This window comes from Capillimicrobium parvum, from assembly GCF_021172045.1.
In the GTDB taxonomy this organism is placed as follows: domain Bacteria; phylum Actinomycetota; class Thermoleophilia; order Solirubrobacterales; family Solirubrobacteraceae; genus Capillimicrobium; species Capillimicrobium parvum.
Window position 1 is genome coordinate 2086507 of the sequence record NZ_CP087164.1, and the last position, 22928, is coordinate 2109434.

Consider the following 22928-nt stretch of genomic DNA (forward strand, 5'->3'; position numbering starts at 1 on the left):
AGGACGAGGACCATCAGCCCGCGATCTGCCGCCGTCCGCCCTCCATCGGGTAGTACCGCCGGCGATGGGCGCGATCTCCGTCGGCACTTCGAGCTGGGCCGACCCCGGCTTCGTCGAGGAGTGGTATCCGCCGGGCCTGCCGGCGCGCGAGCGCCTGCCCTGGTATGCGCAGCACTTCGACGCGGTCGAGGTCAACTCGACGTTCTACGCGCTGCCCGCGCCGCGGACCGTCGCGCGCTGGGCGCAGTGCACGGGCGAGGGCTTCACGTTCGACGTCAAGCTGCACCGCCTGCTCTCCCGCCACGCGGCGCCGCCGAGCTCGCTGCCGAAGGACCTGCGCGACGACGTGGCGGTCACCGGCAAGCGCCCGCGGGTCGTGCTCGACGCCGAGCTCGAACGCGAGATGGCGCGGCGGACGCTGGACGCGTTCGAGCCGCTCATCACCGCCGGCCGGCTGACGTCCCTGCTGCTCCAGCTCACGCCGGCGTTCAAGCCGGGCGCCCACCAGCTGGCCGAGCTCGAGGACCTCGTCGACGCGCTCACGCCGCTGCGGCTGGCGATCGAGCTGCGCCACCCCGGTTGGCTTGACCCCGGGCGCGTCGAAGCGACCCTCGCCTGGTTCGAGCACGCCGGGGCCGCGTTCGTGTGCGTTGACGCCCCGCAGGTCAAGGCGCCGACGGCCCTGCCGCCGATCGACGTCGTCACCCGCGCCGACCTCGCGTACCTGCGCGCCCACGGCCGCAACGCCGAGGGCTACACGCGCGGGCGCTCCGTCGCGGAGCGCTTCGGCTACCGGTATTCCGACGACGAGCTGCGCGAGATCGGTCAGCGCGCCCGGGAGCTCGCCGCCGAGGCGGCCGAGGTCCGGTTGATGTTCAACAACAACCGGGGCAGCGACGCGCCGGTGGCGGCCGAGCGGATGAGGGAGCTGCTGGACGTCTGACTGTTCGGAACTCTGTTACGGTCCGGAAGTCCGTGACTGTTCCGAACACCCGGCCCAAGGTCGCCGACGACGTGTTCGCCACGCTGCTGGGGGCGATCCTCGGCGGCCGGTACGCCGCCGGCGAGAAGCTGCCCGGACAGCGCGCGCTGGCCCGCGACCTCGGCGTGACGATGACCGCGCTGCGCGAGGGGCTCAAGCGCCTGGAGCAGATGGGGCTCGTCGACGTCCGCCACGGCGTCGCCATGCGCGTCAACGACGTCCGCGAGCGCGGCACGCTCGACGTCCTCGCGCCGCTGCTGATGCGCGGCGGACGGCTCGATCCGGACGTGCTCGCCGACGTCTTCGAGGCGCGCACGCTCATGCTCACCGAGCTCGGCGCCCTCGCCGCGGAGCGCCGCGACGACGCGCAGGCCGGGCGGCTGTCGGCGCTGGCGGACGCCATCGCGCGCGCGCCCGGCGACCGCGCCGCCCAGGAGCTCGACTTCGCGTGGGCGACGGAGCTGGCCCATGCCGCGGGCAACCTCGTCTTCGTCCTGATCCTCAACGCGATCCGGGCCGCGTACTTCGCCAACGCGGACGCGCTGCCGGTGACCGCCGACCACGCCGGGCTGGCGCCGCTCTACGAGCGCGCGGCCGACGCGGTGGCTGCGCGCGATGGCGACGGCGCCCGGGCCGCGATGCTCGCCCTGGCGCTCGCCCAGCGCGAGCGGGTGGAGGCGCGCCGGCCGTGATGGCCCGCGCCCGCGACGTCTTCGCCGCGCTCATCGACGCGGTCGTGGCCCCGGTGCCGCCGCTGCCGCCCCTGCGCGCGGGCGGAGCGTCGGCGTTCCTCGAGCGGGTGATCGCCGCGTCGCCGCGGGCGAACGCGGCGGCGCTCGTGGTCGCGCTGCTGGCGCTCGACGCGGTGCCGCTGGCGACCGGCGGGGCGCGGTTCCGGCGGCTCGCGCCCGAGCGCCGGCGCGCCGTGCTCGACCGGCTGGCCCGCACCCCGGCGGCGCCCGCGGTGCAGGCACTGCAGGCGCTGGCCCAGATGGCGTACTACGGCGAGGACGACGCCGCGCGGGCCGTCGGCTACGACGCGGACGCCGTGCTGGCGCGGGCGGCCGTCGCACGCGCGCGGCGGAGCGCGGCCGCGTGATCGTCGACGCCGGTGAGATGGCCGGCCGGCGCGAGATCCGCGCGGACGTCGTGGTCGTCGGCACCGGCGCGGGCGGCGCGCCCGCGGCCAAGGAGCTCGCCGAGGCCGGCGCGACCGTCGTGATGCTCGAGGAGGGCGCACACCACCCGACCGACACGCTGACCGCCCGCCCGCGCGAGAGCCTCGCGACGCTCTACCGCGACGGCGGCCAGATCGCCACCGTCGGCGCCCCGCCGATCGTCCTGCCGCTCGGCCGCGCGGTCGGCGGCACGACGCTCGTCAACTCCGGTACCTGCTTTCGCACGCCGCCGCATGTGCTCGAGCGCTGGCGGCGGGAGATCGGGCTCGAGCTCGACCTCGAGCCGTGCTTCGAGCGCGTCGAGGCGGAGCTGAACGTCGTCGAGGTCCCGCCCGAGCTCGCCGGCCGCAACGCCGCGATCGTCCGTCGCGGCGCCCAGGCGCTCGGCGTGTCGTCGGGCTACCTGCGCCGCAACGTGCGGGGATGTGTCGGCTCCGGCGTGTGCGCCTACGGCTGCCCGGCGGGCGCCAAGCAGCACACCGGGGCGACCTACGTGCCGAAGGCGCACGCCGCCGGCGCCGTCACGTACACGGGCGTCCGCGTGCGCCGCATCCTCGTCGAGCGTGGACGCGCCGTGGGCGTCGAAGGCCGGACGGCCGCCGGCGGCCGCCTGCGGGTGCGCGCCGGCCGGGTGATCCTCGCCGCGGGGGCGGTCCACACGCCCGTGCTGCTGGCCCGCAACCGCCTCGGCGGCGCATCGGGGATGCTGGGCCGCAACCTGTCGATCCACCCGGCGACCGCCGCCCGCGCGCGCTTCGACGAGGACGTCGTGATGTGGGACGGCGTCCCGCAGTCCTACCACGTCGACGAGCTCGCGTCCGACGGCATCATGCTCGAGGGGATCGCCGGCCCGCCGGACTACCTGGCGATGGCGATCCCGCGCATCGGACCCGAGCACCGCGAGCTCATGCTCGACGCCCGCCGCCTCGCCCAGTTCGGCGTGATGGTGTGCGACACCGGGCGCGGGCGGGTGCACGACCTCCTCGGCCGCCCGGTCATCCGCTACGACCTGCACCGCGAGGACGCCGCGCGCTTCGTTCGCGGCCTGGAGCTCCTCGCCCGCATCTGGTTCGCCGCGGGCGCGCGCGAGGTGGTGGTCCCGGTCAAGGGCGTCCCGGCGCTGCACGACGGGGACACCTCCCCGCTGCATGCCGCGCGCGTGCGCCCGCGCGACCTGACGCTGATGGCCTTCCATCCGCTCGGCACCGCCCGGGCCGGCGCCGATCCTGAGCGCTCCGTCCTCGACCCGGAGCTCCAGGTCCGCGGCACGCCGGGCCTGTACGTGTGCGACGGCAGCGCGGTGCCGACCTCGCTCGGGGTCAACCCGCAGATCACGATCATGGCGATGGCGACGAGGCTGGCCCATCGGCTGGCCTGCGTACCATCGCGCGGGTGATCGCTCGCGCCGACGCCCTCCACGCCCTGACCCGGGAGCAGTTCGACGTCGTCGTCGTCGGCGGCGGGATCACGGGGGCCGGGTGCGCGCTGGACGCCGCGTCGCGCGGGTACTCGGTCGCGCTGGTCGAGAAGCGCGACTTCGCGGCCGGGACCTCGAGCCGCTCGAGCAAGCTCGTCCACGGCGGCCTGCGCTACCTGCAGAACTTCGACCTCGGGCTCGTGCGCGAGGCGCTGCTCGAGCGCCAGCTCATGGTCGCGCTCGCCCCGCACCTGGTCCACCCGCTCAAGCTCGTCGTCCCCGCCTTCGAGGGCGGCAGCCTCGACCGCCTCGTCGGGGTCGGCCTGAACCTCTACGACGTGATGTCGCGCGGCCGGCGGCGCCGCGGCGAGTTCGCGGAGTCCTGGAGCCCGGAGCGCCATCGCGTGATCTCCGGCGAGGAGGTGGCCAAGCTCCTGCCCGCGCTCGCGCCGCGCAACCCGACCTCCGGCTACCTGTTCTACGACTGCCAGACCGACGACGTCCGGCTCGTCCTGACCGTGCTGGCCGAGGCCGAGCGCTTCGGCGCCGTGGTGGCCAACCGCGTCGAGGTCACGGAGCTGCTCGACGGCGCGGTCGGCGCGGTCGACGGCGAGACCGGCGAGTCGCTGCGGATCCGGGCGGCGAACGTCATCAACGCCACGGGCGTGTGGGCCGACCGCCTGCGGCCCGGCGAGCTGCACGACGAGGCCGACATCCCGCACATCCGGCCGAGCCGCGGCACCCACGTGACCGTCTCGCCCGAGGACCTGCCGCTCGTCGCGGGCGCGATCGTCCCGGCGGCGGGCGGGCGCTCGATCTTCGCGCTGCCGTGGCTGGGGCGCACGCTGCTCGGCACGACCGACAACGACTACGAGGGCGAACTGGACTTCATCGCCCCCGACGACGACGACGTCGCCTACATCCTCGACGCGGCGAACGCCTTCTTCGGCACGAGCCTCACGCCGGCCGACCTCACCGGCGCCTACGCGGGCGTCCGGCCGCTGATCTCCTCCGGCGACCCGAAGAAGTCGGTGGACATCTCACGCAAGGCGGAGCTCTACGAGACGTCGAGCGGCATGATCACGATCACCGGCGGCAAGCTGACGACATGGCGGCGGATGGCGAAGATGGCCGTCGACCGGCTCGTCGAGCGCGACTCGCGCGACGCGCCGTGCCGGACGCACGAGATCCCGCTCGGGCAGGCGGTCGACCCGGCCTCGCTGCCGCGGGTGGAGGGCGTGCCCGAGGCCGCCTACGCGGCGCTCGCTTCCCGCTACGGCCACGCGGCGCACGACGTGCTGAGCGTCGCGGCGGAGCGGGGGGAGCTCGCCCAGCGCATCGTCGACGGGCTCCCGGACCTGCTCGCCGAGGCGGTCCATGCGGCCCGGGCCGAGCAGGCGCGCTCGGTCGGCGACGTCCTGCTGCGCCGCACCCGGCTGGGCCTCCTCGCCGCGCCGGCGGTCACCGGCGACGGGGTGGCCGAGCGGGTCGCCGCCGCGTTGGCGCCCGAGCTCGGCTGGGACGGCCCACGGACGGCCGCGGAGGTGCGGCGGTTCGCCGAGGAGGCCCAGGCCGAGGGGATCCGCCGGTGATTCCGTCCGGCCGATACCGGAACTTTGCGTGTCCGGGCGGGTTGCGAGCCACGTCCGCGGGAAGCTGACTCGAAGAGGTGTTCTGAGCTGTTCGTGTTGCGTCGTTGCCTTGCGCTGTCCGGCCTGTGCGCCGCCCTGTTGCTGCTGCCGGCCGCCGCCGCGCCCGCGGCGTGGTTCCCCGGGGAGGTCATCGACGGGCCGAACCCCGGGCTCGTCTCCGTCGGCGGCGTCGACATCGCCCAGAAGGACGGGACGGGCGGGGTCGTCTACCTGCGGCTCGACGGCGGCGCGCCGCACGTGTTCGTCGCGCGCCTCCTCGACGGAGCCTGGCAGCCGCCGGAGCGCATCGACAACGGCATCGCCGAGGGCGCGTCGGCGCCGGTGATCGCCGCCGGGCCGGGCGGGCGGCTCGTCGTCGCCTGGGTGTCGGGCGGGTCGCTGATCTCGAGCGTCCGGCCCGATTCGGCGACCGGTTGGACGACGCCGCAGGGGGTCGCGTTCCCGGCGGAGGCGCCGGCGATCGACATGGGCCTCAACGGCCACACGTACGTGACCTGGTCCGCGTCGGGCGACGTGCGGGCGGCCTACATGGGGCGGGGTCTGACGCAGTTCCAGGTCATCCCGACCTCGCTCGACATGGAGCCGGCACGCCAGGCCGGTGACGCGGAGGGGCGCCGGCCGGCGGTGGCGGTGTCGGCCGAGGGGCTGGCGCTCGCCGCATGGGGCGAGGTGTTCGCCGACGGCAGCCAGCACGTCATCGCGCGCCGGGTCAACGGGCTCAGCCTGTCGCCGATCCCGCAGGACGTCACGCTCGGCGACCTCGACGGACGGCCCGGCGGCAACGCCGACTCGCCCGACGTGGCGATGTCGGCGGACTCGAGCTTCGGCTGGATCGCCTTCCGGCAGACCTTCTTCGACGGCGGCGCGCCGATGACGCGGGCCGTCGCCCGGCGGATGCGCGGGTCCCAGTTCGAGGCGGCCCGGCCGATCGACGGCCAGGGCTTCCCGGCCGAGGACGTCGGCGCCCCGCGGATCGCCGAGAACGTCGGCGGCGCCGGGCTGACGGCGGCTGGGCGGCTGTCCGGCCAGATCTTCGGCTCCACGTTCTTCGAGGAGCGCTACGACGAGGTGATCTTCAGCGGTGCGGTGCCGCTGACGTCGTCGCCGAGCCCGTTCTCGCGGCGGCCGGTCATCGCGTTCGCCGAGGACAAGACCGGTCTCGTGGCGTGGACCGCGCCGGACGCCTCGCTGAGGGTGCGCGAGCGTGCGGGCGAGTGGCAGCCCGAGCAGCTGCTCTCCAAGCCCGAGTTCGGGCCCGTCGACGTCAACGCCGGGGTCTCCGCGTCGGGCGACCGCTACCTCGACGCGGCGGTCGTGGCGATCCAGGACACGGGTGCCGAGCGGCGCCTGACCGCGGCGATGCTCGACCGCGATCCGGGCTCGTTCTCCCCGGCGTCGTCGTCGACCTGGTACAAGGAGGTCCCGTCGCGGATCTCCTGGCGCGAGCCGATCAACATCTGGGGCCCGCTCACGTACAGGGTCTACATCGACGACCGGCTCGCGGGCGAGACGCGCCAGCTCTCCTATCCGCTGACGCAGCTCGGCCTGCGGCCTGGCCAGCACCTGTACCGGATCGAGGCGGTCGACGTGCGCGGGCAGGTCTCGTCCACGCCGACCCGGCTGATCCGCTTCGACGCCCAGCCGCCGCGGGTGTCGATCAGCTTCAGCGGGACGCGCCGGGCGGGGCGGATCACGACGGTGAACGTCACCGCGACGGACTCGGGCGGCATCAAGGGCCGGCCGCGGGTGAGCTTCGGCGACGGGTCGAGCGTCCGCGGCCGTTCGGTCGAGCACCGGTTCCGCAAGGGCACGTGGACGGTGACCGTCCGGGTCAGCGACCAAGCCGGCAACGTGACCGTGCGCAGCCGGTCGGTCCGGATTCGCTAGCCTGCGCGGCGTCGCCGGACGCTGTCCAACGCGCCCGGATGCCAACCGACCCCCACAAGAGGAGACACATCTCATGGCCGTGCTCGACCGCGCCGCTCTCGAGGAGAGCCCGCTCGCCGACCTGCACACCATCGCCCGCGAACTGGGCCTCGACGGCTACCGCCGCCTGCGCAAGGCGGCGCTGATCGACGCGATCATGCAGGCGCACACCGGCGAGGAGCCGGCCGCGGCGCCGGAGCAGGAGCCGGCCGCGGCGCCGGAGCAGGAGCCGGCCGCCAAGACGGAGGCCGAACCGGCCGCCGAGCCTGAGGCCGAGGACGAGGAGGAGGAGAAGAAGCCGCGGACGAGCAGCCGCTCGTCGCGCAGCCGCTCCTCGCGCAGCCGGTCGCGCAGCCGCCGCGACGCCGACGACGGCGACGGCGCTGACGGCGCCGTGGCGGGCGCCCGCGAGAGCCGGGCGTCGACCACGAAGTCCGCAGCCGCCGCCGCTACCGCCGAGCCAGAGGCCGAGGCCGAGGCCGACAAGGTCGCCGAGGGCACGGTCGAGCTGCTCGGCAACGGCTCCGGGTTCGTCCGCGTCAGCCCGCCCGACCCGTCGGACGACGACGTCTACATCTCGGCCGCGCAGGTGCGCCGGTGCGAGCTCGTCTCCGGCGACGTCGTCACCGGGCCGCTGCGCGCGCCGCGACGCTCGGAGCGCTACCCGTCGCTGATCCGCATCGACACGATCAACGGCCGACCGGCCGACGAGGTCAGCGAGGGCACGCCGTTCGACGAGCTCCCCGCGACGTTCCCGACGCAGCGCTTCGCGCTCGGCGGCGACGACCCGACGCTGAAGGCGATCGAGTGGCTCACCCCGATCGGCCGCGGCTCGCGGGCGACGATCGTCGGCTCGGCCCGCGCCGGCAAGACCGAGGCGCTGCGCCGGCTGGCGGGTGCGCTCGCCGGCCAGGAGGGCGTCGAGGTGTCGGCCGTGCTCGCCGGGGTGCGTCCCGAGGAGATCACGGAGTGGCGCGGCGGCCCGGTCGAGCCCGTGACCGCGACGTCGTTCGCCGCGTCCCCCGACGCGCAGGCCGGCGCCATCGAGCGCGCGGTCGAGACCGCCAAGCGCATCGCCGCCCGCGGCGGCCACGCGGTCGTGCTCATCGACACGCTCGCGATGCTGCCCCCGGGCGCGGCGCGCCGGACGATGGCCGCGGCGCGCGACATCGTCGACGGCGGCTCGCTGACGCTCATCGCCACGTCCGACAAGCCGGTCGGCGGCGAGACGACGGTCATCGCGCTCGACGAGCGGCTGACCTCGACGGGTCGCTTCCCGGCGGTCGACCTCGCCGCGAGCGGGACCCTGCGGCCGGAGCTGCTCGTCGGCGACGCGGGGGCCGACGCGATCGCCCAGGCGCGCGCGGCCGCGGTCGGCTGAGGAGGACGCATCCACGGGCGCGGCCGGCGGTCGCCCGCCGCTCTCGGCTCCGCGCGTTCAGCGCGGGGTGTACGCGACCCGGCCCCAGGAGGGCTCGGGGGCCAGCTCGATCGGCTCGCCGTCGCGATCGGGCTGGATGTAGGCGAACGTGTGGCGCTCGACGTCGAAGGCGACGTCGAGCTCGCCCTCCTTGACGCGCTGGTCCAACCAGGCGCTGCGGAAGACGAGGCGGCGCAGCCAGTGCACGAGGCTGCGGTCCGCCGGGCCGACGAGCTCGGGCCAGCAGTCGTTGACGTGCTCGCCGAGGGCCGACGTCGGGTCGGGGATCTCGCCGTTGACCGCGAGGTTCACCAGGTCCTCGAGCTCAGCGTCGCCGAGCCGGTCGCCGACGAAGCCGAGCTTCATCGCCGCCTGCTCGCAACGCTCCTGGAAGTCGCGTTCGTTGAAGGTGAACCGGAGCTCGCCGTATTCGAGGACGAAGTCCTCGCCCGAGTCGTAGTTGCCGCGTCGTTGCGTGTCCATTGAGAGAGCGACGCGCCGTTGAAGGGGGGCGCGTCGTCGCGGCATTCTGACCAACTCCTGCACGGGTGCGAGGGGTGGGCGGAATCTTTCATCTACGTTTAGGCGAATGGACGAGCGAGGCGAGCTGCTGGAGCGCGCGGCGGCACTGATCGCGGCGTGGGAGGGGCGGTTCGGGCCCGTCGAGCCGCACCCGGCGAGCGTCCCCGACACGGACCGGCTGGAGGCTGCGTGGGGCGCGTTCGGGGAGCGGATGGCCGATCACTATCCGTTCTTTCATCCGCGCTTCGCCGGCCAGATGCTCAAGCCGCCGCACCGGGTCGCGGCGGCCGGCTACCTCGCCGCGATGCTCGTCAACCCGAACAACCACGCGCTCGACGGCGGGCCCGGGACGACCGCGCTCGAGGTCGAGGCGGTCGACGCGCTCGCCGACATGTTCGGGCTCGCGCAGCCCCGGCTCGGCCACCTGACGTCGTCGGGAACGATCGCGAACCTCGAGGCGCTGTGGGTCGCCCGCGAGATGACGGGCGGCAAGGCCGTGGTCCACAGCGAGCTCGCGCACTACACGCACGACCGCATGTGCCGGGTGCTTGGCGTCGAGCCTCGCGCGGTGGCGGCGGACGCGCACGGCCGCCTCGACCTCGACGCGGTCGAGGCGGCATGCCGGGGCGGCGACGTCGGCACGGTCGTCCTGACCGCGGGCACGACCGGGCTGGGCGCGATCGACCGCGTCGACGAGGCCCTCGCGCTGCGCGAGCGCTACGGCGTGCGGCTGCACGTCGACGCGGCGTACGGCGGTTTCTTCACGCTGCTGGCGCGCGGCGCGGATCCGCTCGTCGCCGGCGAGCCGTTCGCGGCGATCGCGCAGTGCGACTCGGTCGTCGTCGATCCCCACAAGCACGGGCTGCAGCCGTACGGGTGCGGCGCGGTGCTGTTCGCCGACCCGTCCGTGGCGGCGGTCTACGCGCACGAGTCGCCGTACACGTACTTCGTCCCCGCCGACCTGCACCTCGGCGAGATCAGCCTCGAGTGCTCGCGCGCGGGCGCCGCCGCGGCGGCGCTGTGGCTGACGCTGCAGGTGTTCCCGCTCCACGCCGGCGACGGGCTCGGACCCATGCTGGCGGCCTCGCGGCGGGCGGCGCTGGATCTGGCGGCGCGGCTGCGCTCGGACCCCGGCCTGACGCTCCACGTCGAGCCGGAGCTCGACATCGTCACGTACTTCCCGTCGCGTCCGACGCTGTCGGACGTCGATGCCGCCACCGAGCGGGCGCTGGCCGTCGGGATGGCCGATGGCGCCGATCCGGTGTTCCTGAGCACGATCCGCGTGGCGGCGAACGCGTTCGCGCAGCTGCACCCGGGCATCGTGCGGGATGTGGACGCGGCGCGGGTGCTGCGGTCCGTGCTGATGAAGCCGGAGCACGAGACGAACGTCGGCGACCTGCACGCGCGTCTGTCACGGCTTGCCGAAGAGGTGTCCGCAGCCGGCTGATCCCGCAACCGTCACGAGATCAACCAGCGGGGGGGCGAAGCTTGGCGGGGCCGGCCTAAGGCGGGCATGAGCGACGACGCTTTCACCATCCTCGTCGTCGAGGACGACGACGCCACGCGCACCTTCCTCGCCGACAACCTCACGGCCGACGGCTACGAGCTGCTGGTCACCGCCTCGGTCAACGAGGGCCGGCGCCTGCTGGAACGCCAGTTCCCGGATCTCGTGCTGGTCGACGTCGGGCTGCCGGACGGGTCCGGGCTGGAGCTCGTCCGGTCGGTCCGCGAGGCCGACGGGGCGACGAGCCGCCTCGATCCGACGACGCCGATCCTCGTCCTCAGCGGGCGCGCGGACGAGCTCGACCGGGTCCGCGGGTTCGAGCGCGGGACCGACGACTACGTCGTCAAGCCGTTCTCGTATCCGGAGCTGCGGGGTCGCGTGGCGGCGCTGCTGCGGCGGGCGCAGGGACGGCGCGTCGCCGGGCGCCTGCGGGTCGGCGGGCTCGTGCTCGACCCGCCGTCGCGGCAGGTGACGCTCCACGGCGAGGTGCTGGCGCTCTCGCAGAAGGAGTTCTCGCTGCTGCGCGTGCTGGCCTCCGAGCCGACCCGGGTCTGGACGAAGGCCGAGCTCCTGCGGATGGTGTGGGGGCACCACACCGCGGGAACGACGCGGACGCTCGACTCGCACATCTGCCGGCTGCGCCAGAAACTCGGATCCGGCGGCGAGCGGTGGGTCCTCAACGTGTGGGGCGTCGGCTACCGGCTGATCGATCCGCGGCCCGAGGTGGACGTCGAGTCCCCGGCCTCCTGCACCTTCTCCGCTCAGCCGGCGGCGGTCGCATGAGCTGGGCGATGGCGCTGGTCGCGCTGAGCGGGCTCGGTCTGGCGTGGTTCAAGCACCGCCGCCGCATGGAGCTCGTGACCCGTGCGCTGCACGAGCTGCGCTCGCCGCTGTGCGCGGCCCGGCTCGCGGTCCACGCCGCCGGCCGCGAGCGCGGATGGCCCGCGGTGGCGCGCATCGACGACGAGCTGGGCCGGGCGGCGCTGGCGCTCGACGACCTCGATGCCGCCCGGCGCGGGCGGTCCGTGTCGCCGCACCTGCAGGAGGTCGACACCGGCGAGCTGCTCGGGCAGGTCGGGGTGACGTGGGCCCCGCTCGCGTGGCCGGTCGGCCGGCGCGTCCGGGTCGAGCCACCGGTGGCCGCGCCGGTGGTCCACGCCGATCCGGTGCGGCTGGCGCAGGCCCTCGGCAACCTCGTGGGCAACGCGCTCGAGCACGGGACGGGCGACGTGGTGCTGTCGGTGTCGGTCGCGGGCTCTTGGGCGCGGCTCAGCGTGGCCGACGGCGGCTCCGGCCTGCCGGCGCCGCTCGGGACGCTGCGCCGGCGTGCGCGCGGCGGTCGCGGGTCGCGGGGGCGGGGACTGGCGATCGCCGACGAGATCGCCCGGCGCCACGGCGGTCGCCTCGAGAGCTCGCCGGCGGACGCCGCGGGCTGCCGGATGACGCTCGATCTGCCGCTGCCGGTGGGCGAGGTCGAGGACCAGGGTGCGTCGCTCTCGCTGCATCTCGACGGGATCGAGCTGGACCGCTCCGCGTCGAGGCGGTGGTCGGCGCGCCCGGCGCCGGTCGACTCGGAGGGCCTGCGCTGGGGCGGTACGGTGCAACCGCTGCGGCGGCGCCGGTGAGCCGGCGCCGGCGCGGGATCGTCCTCGCGGCCCTCGCGCTCGTCCTCGGCGGTCTGGCCGCCTCGGACGTCGCCGGCCGCGAGGCGGCGCTGCGCGAGCGCCTCGGGCCGCTCGTCGCGGTCGTCGTCGCGCAGCGTCCGCTGGGCTCGGGCGCGCGGCTGCGGGCGTCGGACCTCGGCGTGCGCCGCGTGCCGCAGCGCTTTGCGCCGGCGGGCGCCTTCGCGCGGCCCGAGGAGCTGATCGGCGAGCAGATCGGCGCGCCGCTGGGCGCGGGGTCGGACATCACGGCCGCGGCGCTGAAGGTGCCGGAGGCGGCGCGGCCGGGCGCGCCGGTGCGCACGGGCGAGCGGGTGGCCGACGTCGTGGCGATCGGCTCGCCGCGCGCGATCGTCCCGGGCGGGCGCGTCGACGTGCTCGTCACGCGCGAGGCCGCCGACGGCACCGCGGGGAGCACGGAGCTGGCGCTCGAGGACGTCGAGGTGCTCGCGGTCCGAGCGGCCGACGTCGGCCCGGGCGACCGCGGCGACCAGCATGTCGCGGCCTCGCTGCGGGTGACCTTGCGCCAGGCCGTCTATCTCGCCGCGGCGCAGTCGTTCGCGAGCGAGCTGCGGCTGCTCCCACGAGCCGCGGGCGACCGCCGGCACCGGCGCACCCCGCTGGCGGTCGGCGATTCGCTGTGAGCGCCGCCGTCGCGCCACGCCACGCCGCGCCGCGCCGCGCCACGCGCCCCGCAGCGTCGCCGACGTGTGGGCGCTGGTGCCCGTTTGGCGTTACAGCTCCTGCGTGCGGATCAGCTCGAGCTCGCCGCGACCGATCTCGTGACCGTGTTCGCAGCGCAGCTGCGTGCCGACCACCGCCCCGCAGTCGCGATGGCGGAAGCGCACCGGACCACCGTCGTCGGCCTCCCAGCGGTCGGCCCATCGCATGAGCGCGACCATCGCCGGCAGCAGATCCTGGCCCTTCTCGGTGAGGCGGTATTGCTGGCGTGTCCGCTGGCCGGGCTCGCGGTAGGGCTCGCGCTCGAGCAGGTCGGCCTCGACGAGCTCGCGCAGGCGGGCGGCGGTCACGGGCTCGCTGGCGCCGATGCGGGTGACGAAATCGTCGAAGCGGGTCGTCCCGTAGAAGGCCTCGCGCATCAGCAGGAACGACGTCCGCGTGCCGAGGACGTCGAGCGCCTTGGCCAGCGAGCAGCGCCGCGCCTCCCACCCGCTGCGGGGATCGAGCGCGCCGACGAGCTGAACCGCGTCCTGCATCGGCCCGAGTCTAGCTGACTTTGCCAGACAACAGTCAGCCGTGTATGGTGCTGGCTATGTTCAAGCTAAGTCAGCTCGATCAAGGGCGGGGCGGGGAAGGCCGCACCGGCGGCGCGCGGGGCGGGGCGTCCCGCGGCGAGGACGGGCGGGGTGGGGCGCTCCGCGGCGACGGCGGGCGGGGTGGGGCGCTCCGCACCGGCGGCGCGCGGGGCGGGGCGTCCCGCGGCGAGGACGGGCGGGGTGGGGCGCTCCGCGGCGACGGCGGGCGGGGTGGGGCGCTCCGCGGCGATGATGGGCAGGGTAGGGCGCTCCGCGGCGACGGCGGCGAACCGGCACGCTCGGCGTTCGGCCGCCGCGGCGACGCCTCCTCGCGGCTCGTCCTGCTCATCGTGTGCGCCGGCGTCGTGCTGGCCAGCCTCGACCTCTTCATCGTCAACGTCGCCCTGCCCGACATCGCGCGGGACTTCGGCACCACGAACCTCGCCGACGTGTCGTGGGTCCTCAACGCGTACGCGATCACCTACGCCGCGCTGCTCGTGCTCTTCGGGCGCATGGCCGAGCGGCGCGCGCGCCAGAACGGGTTCCTGCTCGGCGTTGCGATCTTCACCGCCGCGTCGGCCGCCTGCGGTCTGGCGGACTCGCTGCCGGCGCTCGTCGCGTTCCGGATCCTTCAGGCGGTCGGTGCGGCGCTGCTGACGCCGACGTCGCTGAGCCTCATCCTGGCGACCACCGACGCCGAGCGGCGGTCCGACGCGGTGCGCGCGTGGACGGCGGTGGGCGGGGTGGCCGCGGCCATCGGACCGGTCGTCGGAGGCCTGCTCGTCGCCGGCTCGTGGCGCTGGGTCTTCTTCGTCAACCTGCCGATCGGCATCGCCGCGCTGGTCGTCGGCTGGCGGCGCCTGCCGCACGTGCCGGGCCACCCGGTGCCGCATCCCGACGCGCTCGGCGCGGCGCTCATCACCGTCGGCATCGCCGCCCTGACGGCCGGCCTCGTCAAGGGCGAGGACTGGGGGTGGGGCTCGGCGCCCACCGTCGTCGCGCTCGCGGTCGCCGTCACGACGCTCGGGCTCTTCGTCCTTCGCTCGCTGCGCCATCGCAACCCGCTCGTCGACCCGGCGCTGTTCCGGATGCGGGCGTTCTCGGGCGCCTCGGTTGCGATGACGCTGTTCTCGATGGCGTTCGGCGGGATGCTCCTGTCCGTCGTGCTCTGGGAGCAGGGCGTCTGGGGCTGGTCGGCGCTCAAGACGGGACTCGCGATCGCACCCGGCCCGCTGATGGTGCCGGTGTTCGCCTTCTTCGTCGCGGGCCCGCTCATCGTGCGCTTCGGCGCCGGCCGGGTCGCCGCCGCCGGAACGACGATCTTCGCCGCAGGCATCGCCTGGTGGGCGCTGGCGGCGGGCGTCGAGCCCGACTACGTCGGCGACATGCTCGGCGGCATGCTCGTCACCGGAGTCGGGGTCGGCCTGACGCTGCCGACGCTCATGGCCACCGCGGCCGGATCCCTGCCGCCTCAGAGCTTCGCCACCGGCTCGGCGGTGATCAACATGCTGCGCCAGGTCGGCCTTGCCGTGGGCGTGGCCGTGCTGATCGCGGTGCTGGGGACCGCGTCCGGCGCAACCGACCAGCTTGCCGCGTTCCAGGCCGCCTGGTGGGTGCTTGCCGCGCTCTCGCTCGCGGGCGGCGTGGCCGCGCTGCTGCTCCTCGCCCCGCGGCGCCGGGCCGCCGTCCACGCGGCGCAGCCCGCGGCCGCGCCGACCCGCTGAGCCAGGGCCGGCCGCCGGACCACCGAGCGTCGAGTTCCTCAGCCTGCAGCTGAGAAATTCGACGCTCGACGTGCCGGCCCTGGTGAGCCGCGCCAAACGGCCGGCGCGGCTGACGCCGGCCGCGACGTGCCATCGTGGCGCGCGGATGAGCGTGCTGTTGAGCTGGAACGTCGCCGGCCGGGTGCGCAGCGTGCCCGAGCAGGCGCGGGCCATCGCCCAGCGGCCGGCGGACCTCGTCGCGCTGCAGGAGGTCCGGGTCACGGCGCTGCCGGCGTGGCGGGAGGCGCTCGGGGCGCTCGGCTACGAGCACATCGCCGCCACGCTGGTCGACGCCGGCCCGCGCCCGCCGGAGCGCCGGCTCGGGGTGCTCGTCGCCGCCCGCGGGCCGATCGAGCCGCTGGCGCCACTCGACCTGCCGTGGCCGGAGCGCCACCTCGCGGTCCGCACCCCGCTCGACGGCGAGGAGGTCGAGCTGCACGTCCTGCACGCGCCGATCTCGAGCAGGGCCGGGCAGGTGAAGGTGGTCACCCTGGAGACGGTCTACGCCGCGCTCGCCCCGCCGAGCAGCACGCCGCGCATCCTCACCGGCGACCTCAACACGCCGCAGTACGAGTCGCGCGAAGGCGAGGTGCAGAGCTTCGCGCGGACCCGCTCGGGCCGCATCCGCCCCACGCACGGCGAGCGTCACGACGCCGCGGAGCTGGGTCTCGTCGTCGGCCTCCTCAACCACGGCTACGCCGACGCCTTCCGCGTCCTGCACGGCTATGGGCGCCGCGACCGCAGCTGGCTGTATCCGCACGGCAAGATGGGCTACCGCCTCGACCACGTCATCGTCCGCGACCTCGTCCCGACCGCCTGCGAGTACGAGCACGCCTGGCGCGACGCCGGGTTGAGCGACCACGCGGCGATCTGGGCGGCCCTGCGCCCGGCGGGCTGACCGCGCCCGCCGCTGCGACGATGTCCGGCTGACCGCGCCCGCCGCTGCGACGATGTCCCGGTGCGCCGGCTCGTCCTGCTCGTCAGCGCGGTGGTCTTCGTGGACACGATGTTCTACGCCGCCGTCGTCCCGCTGCTGCCGCACTACGCCGACGAGCTCGGCCTGTCGAAAGCGGCCGCGGGCCTGCTGAGCGCCGCGTATCCCGCGGGGACGCTCATCGGCGCGATCCCGGCGGGCCTGGTCGTCGCGCGGGTCGGGGCGCGGCCGACCGTGCTGCTCGGCCTGGGCCTGCTCGCCGGCTCGAGCCTCGTCTTCGGCTTCGCCAACCACGTCGCGCTGCTCGACGCCGCCCGCTTCGTGCAGGGCATCGGCGGCGCGTGCACGTGGGCGGGCGGCCTGGCCTGGCTCGTCGAGGCGGCGCCGCCCGCGCGCCGGGGCGCGCTCATCGGCACCGCGCTCGGGGCGGCCATCGGCGGGTCGCTGTTCGGCCCCGTCGTCGGGGCGATCGCCGACCTCACCAAGCCGGAGATCGTGTTCAGCACCGTCGTCGTGGTGGCCGGCGCGCTCGCCGCGTGGGCCGCGACGACGCCCGCCCCGCCACGCGAGGAGCCGCAGGGCCTGCGCGACGTCGGCCACGCGCTGCGGCGGCCCGCGCTCCTGGGCGGAATGTGGCTCGTGGTGCTGCCCGCCGCGGGGTTCGGCGCCGTCACCGTCCTGGGCTCGCTGCGCCTGGACGATCTCGGCGCGGGCGGCGTCGCGGTCGGCGCCACGTTCCTCGTCGCCGCCGGCGTCGAAGCGATCATCAGCCCGATCGTCGGCCGGGTCTCCGACCGTCGCGGCCGCCTGGTGCCCATCCGCGTCGGCCTGGCCATTGCGCCCATCCCGTTGTGCCTGTTCACCGTGCCGCGTCATGCGATCGTCCTCGCGGCGCTGATCGTCGCCACGACCGCCGCCCTCGGCCTGTTCTGGGCGCCCGCCATGGCACTGCTCTCCGACGCCGCGGAGGCGTCCGGCCTGCGGCAGGGCCTCGCGTTCGGCTTCGTGAACCTGGCGTGGGCGGCCGGGATGGTCGTCGGCTCGGGTGGCGGCGGGGCGCTGGCGAAGGCGACGGGCGACGCGGTGCCCCCGGCGCTGGTCGCGGCCGCCTCCGTCGTGACGCTCGCCGCGCTCCTGCGCCGCCGTCAGGCGGAGTCGATGCGCGCGAGCTCCCAGACCGGTGGCGCGTCGCCGGTCAGGGAGGCCTGAAGCGCCGCGAGCTCGCCCGGCCCGAGTGCGCGCAAGCCGGCCGTCACCTGCTGGAGGTACTCGGCGCTGATCACCGCGCGCCCCCGAGCCCGGGCGCGGCGCAGCCGAGCGCGCGCACTCGGCGAGCCGGCGTACGCCCACACCCGTCCGGGCGCGCCGTCGATCTGCGCCGTCACGTCGCGCCGCACGTAGTTGCGCTCGCGGCGGTCGAGCAGCGCGAGCGCCTCGTCGCCGACCGGCAGGCACACGCCGTTGACGGCCGCGCCGGCCCGCCGGACGATGTCGAGGAACGTGACGAACACCTCGGGCCGCGTGCCGTCCACGAGGCGGTAGTGCTTGTAGCCCGGCAGGTCGCGCGCATTGTCCATCGCCACACCCCAGCGCCGCGCGAAGCCGGGCAGCTCGGCGATCCAGCCGCGGGCGGACGGCGTGCGCGAGAGCGGGCCCGCGGCGACCGCCAGCGACCCGTAGGCGAAGACGAACTGCGGCGTGGACAGGCCGCTGAGGCTAGTGGCCCGTCCCGTAACCACCGACCCGAGATGCGGGCCGTCGATCACCGCCATGCGGCGTTTTCGACCGCTCGAAATCCCAAGGGGATTCCTTCGGGTCTGCGTCCTTGCCTGGCGGCGCCGCCGACCCACCTTTCAGGCCGATAGCTACGAGACGAACCACTAGGCCGCCGCCGCGCGGTCCGCGGTGCGCTCGGCCGTCGCCGCCCGGACGACCGGGGCGACCTCGGTGCCGAACAGCTCGATCGCCCGCATGATCTTCGCGTGCGGCAGCGTGCCGACGCTGAGCTGGATGAGGAAGCGGTCGTGCCCGAAGATCTCGTGCTGGTGGAGGATCTTCTCCGCCACCTCCTGCGGGCTGCCGACGAGGTTGGCGCCGTGCAGCGTCCGGCTCGCGTCGAAGTCCTCGCGCGTCATCGGCGGCCAGCCGCGCTCGCGCCCGATCTGGTCCATCGTGACCTTGAAGGCGGGGAACGCCTCGTCGGCCGCGCGCTGCGACGTGTCGGCGACGTAGCCGTGGGAGTTGATGCTCAGCGGCAGGCTCCCATGGCCGGCCTGTCCGGCGGCCCGGCGGTGCAGGTCGGCGAGCGGGGCGAACCGCGCGGGCTCTCCGCCGATGATCGCCAGCGCCATCGGCAGGCCGAGCACGCCGGCCCGGATGACCGATTGCGGGTTGCCGCCGACCGCGACCCACAGCGGGATGCGCTCCTGCAGCGGCCGCGGGTACGCGACGGCGTCCTCGAGCGCCGGGCGGTGCGGGCCGGCCCACGTCACGCGCTCGCGGTCGAGCAGTTCGATGAGCAGGTCGAGCTTGGACGCGAAGAGCTCGTCGTAGTCCTCGAGGTCGAGGCCGAACAGCGGGAACGACTCGATGAACGAACCGCGCCCGGCCATGATCTCGGCCCGGCCGCCCGACAGGAGGTCGAGCGTCGAGAAGGCCTGGAAGACTCGGACGGGGTCGTCGGACGAGAGCACGGTGACGGCGCTCGTCAGGCGGATGTCGCGCGTGCGCTCGGCCGCCGCAGCGAGCACGACGGCCGGGGCGGACACGGCGAAGTCCGGGCGGTGGTGCTCGCCCACGCCGAAGACGTCGAGGCCGACCTGGTCGGCGAGCTCGATCTCCTCGATGAGGTCGCGCAGGCGCTGGTGGGGGGAGACGGTGCGGCCCGTCGCCGGGTCCGGCGTCATCTCCGCGAAGGTGTAGATCCCGAGTTCCATGGTCGTCACTCAGTCTAGCAAGTAGTTGCATGCGCAATCACTCGTCCGGGCATTACAGTGCCCGGTCGCGCCCGTGCCGACCGAGCCCCACACCACCGCCGCGCCCCGCGTCGCCATCTGCGCGATCGCCAAGGACGAGGGCCCGTACATCGCCGAGTGGGCCGCGTACCACCACCTCATCGGCTTCGATCCGATCGTCGTCTACGACCACGAGAGCCGCGACGACACCGCCGCCGTCCTCGAGCGCCTGCACGCCGCCGGGCTGGCCGAGCGGATCCCCTGGTCGGTGGCGCCCGACGTCAAGCCGCAGCTCGCCGCGCACGCCGACGGGATCGCCCGCCTGGCGGGCCGCGCCGAGTGGATCGCGTTCATCGACCTCGACGAGCTCCTCGTCTTCGAGCGCCACGACAGCGTCCAGGCGTTCGTCGAGCAGTTCGGCGCCCTCGGCTCGATCGCCATGAACTGGAAGATGCTCGGCAGCGCCGGCCACGAGCAGCGCACGCCGGGCCTCGTCATCGAGCGCTTCGACCGCTGCGCCGAGCGCTCGTACCGCGGCAACCGCCAGGTCAAGAGCCTGTCGCGGCTGGACCTCGTCACCGGCTCGGGCCTGCACACGCCGCAGCTGCGCGGCGGGCGCGGCGGCCAGACGCTGCTCGGCGAGACGCTCGCTCCGGTGGCGGGGGACACGCGCGAGATCAGCCACTCGATCGCGCGGGTCAACCACTACTTCACGCGCTCGCGCGCGGAATGGGACGAGAAGATGGCGCGCGGCAAGGGCGGCAAGAGCGCGATCGACCCGCGCAAGCAGCGCAACGCGGAGGAGTTCGCGATCCACGACCGCAACGAGGAGGCCGAGCTGCAGATCGGCGCCTTCGCGCCGGACGTGCGCGCGCTGCTGGACGACATCGGGCTCGAGGCGTGACGCTCGGCGTCGGGATCCTCAGCCACGAGCGCCGCGCGTCCGTGCTGCGCATCGTCGCGGCGGTGCGCGAGCTCAGCGCCGAGCCCGTCGCGCTGGTCGTCGCCGACGACGGCTCGGGTGACGGCACGGCGGAGGCCGGCCGGGCCGAGGGCGTTCGCGTGATCGCCGGCGAGCGCCGCGGGCCCGCGTGGAACCGCAACCGCGCCCTGTGGCACCTCCTGACCGCGGGCTGCGAGGCGATCGTGCTGATCGAGGACGACCTCGTCCCGGCGCAGGCCGGCTGGGACCGCGAATGGGCCGATGCCGCCGAGCGCTGGGGCGTCGTCTCCCACGCGCCCGGAGACCGCGCGCACGTGAGGACCCGCGAGGGTGGGGAGGGGACCGCGAAGGATCCGGTGCGGTCGCCCGAGGAGCCCGCCGGCGCGCTGGGCGTCAGCCGGGCGGCGCTCGAGGCGGTCGGCTTCTTCGACTCGCGCTTTCGCGGCTACGGCTCGGCGCACGGGGAGTGGGCGGCCCGCGCGCGGCGGGCGGGGTTCGGCGCGGCGCGCCACGAGCGGGCGCTGCCGCGCAAGACGCGGACGCTGTGCATCGGCGGCGGCCTCGAGCCGCTGGCCGACGACGGGCGCGGCGGCGACGACGAGGAGCTCGCGGGCAACCGGCGGGTCGCGCGGCGCGTCCGCGGCGGCACGCTGTATCGCGATCCGTGGAGCGGCGACGAGCAGCGCCGCGCGTTCCTGGCCGAGCAGCGGCTGACCGGGGTGCCGGACGGTGGGCGGGTCCTGCGAGTGCGTGCGGTCGCGGCCGCGCCGTCGTCCGGGGAGGCGATCGCCCGCACGGAGCTCGTCCTGCTCTCGCTCCAGCCCGGGGTCGCGGATCCGCTCGAGGAGCACGTGCTCCGGCGCACGGCGCCCCGCGAGATCGACGCCGCACCCGAGTTCCTCACGCGCGTGTCGGGCGGCCTGGTCGACGGGACCGACCTCCTCGCGCTGAACGAGAGCGCCGGCGAGGTGCTCCTCGACGCGCCGCCCGCGGCGCCGGTCGAGCTGCGCCCGCTCGGGCTCGCCGCGGGCGCCCGGGGCACCCTGACGCGGCCCGCCGGCCCCACCGCCGATGGCGGCGAACGCGCCGTCCTCGCCGGGATCCACGGCCGCCATGCCCCGGGCTCGTTCTGGCTCGAGCTCGTGCCGCGCCTGCTGCTCGCCCGCGAGCGGGGGATCCTCGGCGACGCGCCCGTCCTCGTGCCCCCGCTGCGCGCCGACGAGCACGCGGCGCTCGAGCTGCTCGGGCTCGGCGGGCTCGACCTGCGCACGCCCGTACCGGACACGCTGCACCGCTTCGGCGAGCTGCTGCTGCCCGGTCCCGGCGTCGCGCGCGCCCGTCGCGCCTGCCCGGCGGCGCTGCGCCGCACCCGCGCCGCGCTCGCGCCGGCCGCCGCGGACGCCGTGCTGCCGCGCCGGCTGTTCGTCGCCCGCCGCGACGCGCTCGCGCGTCGCACGGACGAGGACGCGCTGCTCGAGCTGCTGTACCGCCACGGGTTCGAGGCCGCCTGGGACGACGAGCTCACGCAGCCCGAGCGCATCCACCACTTCGCCCGCGCCGAGGCGCTGCTCGTGGTGCAGGGCCCGTGGCTCGACGGCGCGCTGCTCGCTCCCGAGGGCGCGTTCGTGATCGAGCTCGTCGCCGAAGGCGCGACCGCCGGGGAGATCGAGCGCGGCTGGACGCTGACGAGCGCGCTCGGCCAGCGCCATGCGCAGGTCGTGTGCCGGCGCGCGGCTGCCGGGGCCGCGCCGATCACGATCGACCTCGAGCACCTCGACCGAGTGCTGCTCACCCTGCTGGGCTGACCGCGACGCCCGCGTCGATGCGCCCGTGCAGGCCGCGCATCCACGCGGCCAGCTCGGGCGGGCCGTGCAGCTCGAAGTCGCACTCGAGCAGTGAGATGCCCGCGGCCAGCCACGGCAGCGAGTCGCCGGTCATGCGCATCCGGCAGCGCTCGTCGTCGACCGCCTCGACCGTCCCGCCGAACGGCCGCACCCGGTCGGCCACCGCCTCCGCAGGCACGTGCAGCGTCACATCGGCCTCGTAGCGCGTCGGGATCGAGCGCAGCGACTGGCGCACGAACGCCGCTGCGTCCTCGGCCGGCAGCTCGCGCGGTGCAAAGCGCGCGCCCGAGGTGCGCGGCGCCTCGAGGCGGTCGAGCCGGAACGTCCGCCAGTCGGCCCGGTGCACGTCCCAGGCGACGAGGTACCACCGCCGCCCGACCGACACGAGCCGGTGCGGCTCGACCGCGCGCGTGGCCGACTCGCCGTCGCGGCGCCGGTACTCGAACTGGAGGCGCTCGGCGTCGCGGCACGCCTGCGCGAGGATCGTGAGCGTCTCCGGCTCGATGGTCTCGCGCGGCGCGAATGCCAGGGGTACGGTCACGGTCTTCAGCGTGTTGACCCGGCGGCGCAGGCGCGCCGGCAGCACCTGCTCGAGCTTGGCCAGTGCGCGCACCGACGTCTCCTCGATGCCGGCGATGGAGCCTCCGGCGGCCGTGCGCAGGCCGACCGCGATCGCCACGGCCTCGTCGTCGTCGAGCAGCAGCGGCGGCAGGTCCGAGCCGGCCTGGAGGCGGTAGCCGCCCGCGGCCCCGCGCGTGGCGTCGACCGGATAGCCGAGCTCGCGCAGGCGGTCGATGTCGCGTCGCAGCGTCCGCGGGCTGATCTCGAGCCGGTCCGACAGCTCGACGCCGGGCCAGAAACGATGGGTCTGCAGCAGGGTCAGCAGGCGCAGCATGCGCGAGGTCGGATCGGTCACGCCGACCATCGTGCCATCCGATGCGGTCAGGATGTGGCCTAAATGCCGGGAATCAT

At 75.3% G+C, this 22928-nt stretch carries 21 protein-coding genes; 16 read left to right on the forward strand and 5 right to left on the reverse strand.

Going from position 1 to position 22928, the window contains the following annotated elements; genetic code table 11:
- Positions 1-64 precede the first annotated feature (64 nt).
- From DSM104329_RS10420 to DSM104329_RS10450, 7 genes are all read left to right on the forward strand, one after another.
- A complete protein-coding gene (locus tag DSM104329_RS10420) occupies positions 65-943 on the forward strand; it encodes a DUF72 domain-containing protein (protein ID WP_259315369.1) in 879 nt (292 codons plus the stop codon).
- A gap of 32 nt (positions 944-975) precedes the next feature.
- Entirely contained in the window at positions 976-1674 is a 699-nt protein-coding gene (locus DSM104329_RS10425) for a FadR/GntR family transcriptional regulator (RefSeq protein WP_259315370.1), read from the forward strand.
- Positions 1674-2081: a hypothetical protein gene (locus DSM104329_RS10430; protein WP_259315371.1), complete on the forward strand. Its 408-nt coding sequence runs from the start codon at positions 1674-1676 to the stop codon at positions 2079-2081. Before DSM104329_RS10425 ends, DSM104329_RS10430 begins: the two co-directional genes overlap by 1 nt.
- Positions 2078-3556, forward strand: a complete 1479-nt coding sequence (locus DSM104329_RS10435) for a GMC family oxidoreductase N-terminal domain-containing protein (protein ID WP_259315372.1) — start codon at positions 2078-2080, stop codon at positions 3554-3556. The genes DSM104329_RS10430 and DSM104329_RS10435 overlap by 4 nt, the downstream gene beginning before the upstream one ends.
- Positions 3553-5169 carry a glycerol-3-phosphate dehydrogenase/oxidase gene (locus DSM104329_RS10440; protein ID WP_259315373.1) on the forward strand — a complete coding sequence of 539 codons (1617 nt, stop codon included), beginning with the start codon at positions 3553-3555 and terminating at the stop codon, positions 5167-5169. Before DSM104329_RS10435 ends, DSM104329_RS10440 begins: the two co-directional genes overlap by 4 nt.
- 96 nt (positions 5170-5265) lie before the next feature.
- Positions 5266-7116 (forward strand): PKD domain-containing protein, encoded by a 1851-nt coding sequence (locus DSM104329_RS10445; RefSeq protein WP_259315374.1) that lies wholly within the window; start codon positions 5266-5268, stop codon positions 7114-7116.
- Positions 7117-7189: 73 nt separating this feature from the next.
- The gene (locus DSM104329_RS10450) at positions 7190-8536 is read left to right on the forward strand and encodes a Rho termination factor N-terminal domain-containing protein (protein WP_259315375.1); all 1347 of its coding nucleotides are present in this window, start codon (positions 7190-7192) and stop codon (positions 8534-8536) included.
- A gap of 57 nt (positions 8537-8593) precedes the next feature.
- Here the strand turns inward: DSM104329_RS10450 and DSM104329_RS10455 are convergent, their stop codons facing one another.
- A complete protein-coding gene (locus DSM104329_RS10455; RefSeq protein WP_259315376.1) occupies positions 8594-9058 on the reverse strand; it encodes a hypothetical protein in 465 nt (154 codons plus the stop codon).
- Between the two features lie 106 nt (positions 9059-9164).
- Between DSM104329_RS10455 and DSM104329_RS10460 the strand changes: the two genes are divergently transcribed.
- The 4 genes from DSM104329_RS10460 (at position 9165) to cpaB (ending at position 12906) form a co-directional block, all read left to right on the forward strand.
- Positions 9165-10544, forward strand: coding sequence for a pyridoxal phosphate-dependent decarboxylase family protein (locus DSM104329_RS10460; protein ID WP_259315377.1), 1380 nt, complete (start codon positions 9165-9167; stop codon positions 10542-10544).
- A 66-nt stretch (positions 10545-10610) separates the two neighbouring features.
- On the forward strand, positions 10611-11384 hold the full coding sequence (locus DSM104329_RS10465; protein WP_259315378.1) for a response regulator transcription factor: 774 nt from the start codon (positions 10611-10613) through the stop codon (positions 11382-11384).
- Positions 11381-12226 carry a sensor histidine kinase gene (locus DSM104329_RS10470; RefSeq protein WP_259315379.1) on the forward strand — a complete coding sequence of 282 codons (846 nt, stop codon included), beginning with the start codon at positions 11381-11383 and terminating at the stop codon, positions 12224-12226. Before DSM104329_RS10465 ends, DSM104329_RS10470 begins: the two co-directional genes overlap by 4 nt.
- Positions 12223-12906: a Flp pilus assembly protein CpaB gene (gene cpaB / locus DSM104329_RS10475; protein WP_259315380.1), complete on the forward strand. Its 684-nt coding sequence runs from the start codon at positions 12223-12225 to the stop codon at positions 12904-12906. The genes DSM104329_RS10470 and cpaB overlap by 4 nt, the downstream gene beginning before the upstream one ends.
- Positions 12907-12996: 90 nt before the next feature.
- On the opposite strand, the gene DSM104329_RS10480 is transcribed toward cpaB, so the two are convergent.
- Positions 12997-13479 carry a winged helix-turn-helix transcriptional regulator gene (locus DSM104329_RS10480; RefSeq protein WP_259315381.1) on the reverse strand — a complete coding sequence of 161 codons (483 nt, stop codon included), beginning with the start codon at positions 13477-13479 and terminating at the stop codon, positions 12997-12999.
- Positions 13480-13868: 389 nt separating this feature from the next.
- Between DSM104329_RS10480 and DSM104329_RS10485 the strand changes: the two genes are divergently transcribed.
- The 3 genes from DSM104329_RS10485 (at position 13869) to DSM104329_RS10495 (ending at position 17424) form a co-directional block, all read left to right on the forward strand.
- Entirely contained in the window at positions 13869-15242 is a 1374-nt protein-coding gene (locus tag DSM104329_RS10485) for a DHA2 family efflux MFS transporter permease subunit (RefSeq protein WP_259315382.1), read from the forward strand.
- Between the two features lie 145 nt (positions 15243-15387).
- Complete coding sequence (locus DSM104329_RS10490; protein WP_259315383.1) at positions 15388-16179, forward strand: endonuclease/exonuclease/phosphatase family protein; 792 nt, start codon at positions 15388-15390, stop codon at positions 16177-16179.
- A gap of 60 nt (positions 16180-16239) precedes the next feature.
- The gene (locus DSM104329_RS10495; RefSeq protein WP_259315384.1) at positions 16240-17424 is read left to right on the forward strand and encodes an MFS transporter; all 1185 of its coding nucleotides are present in this window, start codon (positions 16240-16242) and stop codon (positions 17422-17424) included.
- Here the strand turns inward: DSM104329_RS10495 and DSM104329_RS10500 are convergent.
- Together DSM104329_RS10500 and DSM104329_RS10505 are read right to left on the reverse strand one after the other, a co-directional pair.
- Positions 17361-17987: a gamma-glutamylcyclotransferase family protein gene (locus DSM104329_RS10500; RefSeq protein WP_259315385.1), complete on the reverse strand. Its 627-nt coding sequence runs from the start codon at positions 17985-17987 to the stop codon at positions 17361-17363. The two genes, DSM104329_RS10495 and DSM104329_RS10500, sit on opposite strands and share 64 nt — an antisense overlap.
- Before the next feature lie 108 nt (positions 17988-18095).
- Complete coding sequence (locus tag DSM104329_RS10505) at positions 18096-19151, reverse strand: LLM class flavin-dependent oxidoreductase (protein ID WP_259315386.1); 1056 nt, start codon at positions 19149-19151, stop codon at positions 18096-18098.
- Between the two features lie 73 nt (positions 19152-19224).
- On the opposite strand from DSM104329_RS10505, the gene DSM104329_RS10510 reads away from it, so the two are divergent.
- Together DSM104329_RS10510 and DSM104329_RS10515 are read left to right on the forward strand one after the other, a co-directional pair.
- Positions 19225-20073 (forward strand): glycosyltransferase family 92 protein, encoded by an 849-nt coding sequence (locus DSM104329_RS10510; protein ID WP_259315387.1) that lies wholly within the window; start codon positions 19225-19227, stop codon positions 20071-20073.
- Positions 20070-21917 carry a glycosyltransferase gene (locus DSM104329_RS10515; protein ID WP_259315388.1) on the forward strand — a complete coding sequence of 616 codons (1848 nt, stop codon included), beginning with the start codon at positions 20070-20072 and terminating at the stop codon, positions 21915-21917. Before DSM104329_RS10510 ends, DSM104329_RS10515 begins: the two co-directional genes overlap by 4 nt.
- On the opposite strand, the gene DSM104329_RS10520 is transcribed toward DSM104329_RS10515, so the two are convergent.
- Positions 21901-22872 carry a helix-turn-helix transcriptional regulator gene (locus DSM104329_RS10520; RefSeq protein WP_259315389.1) on the reverse strand — a complete coding sequence of 324 codons (972 nt, stop codon included), beginning with the start codon at positions 22870-22872 and terminating at the stop codon, positions 21901-21903. The two genes, DSM104329_RS10515 and DSM104329_RS10520, sit on opposite strands and share 17 nt — an antisense overlap.
- Positions 22873-22928 lie beyond the last annotated feature (56 nt).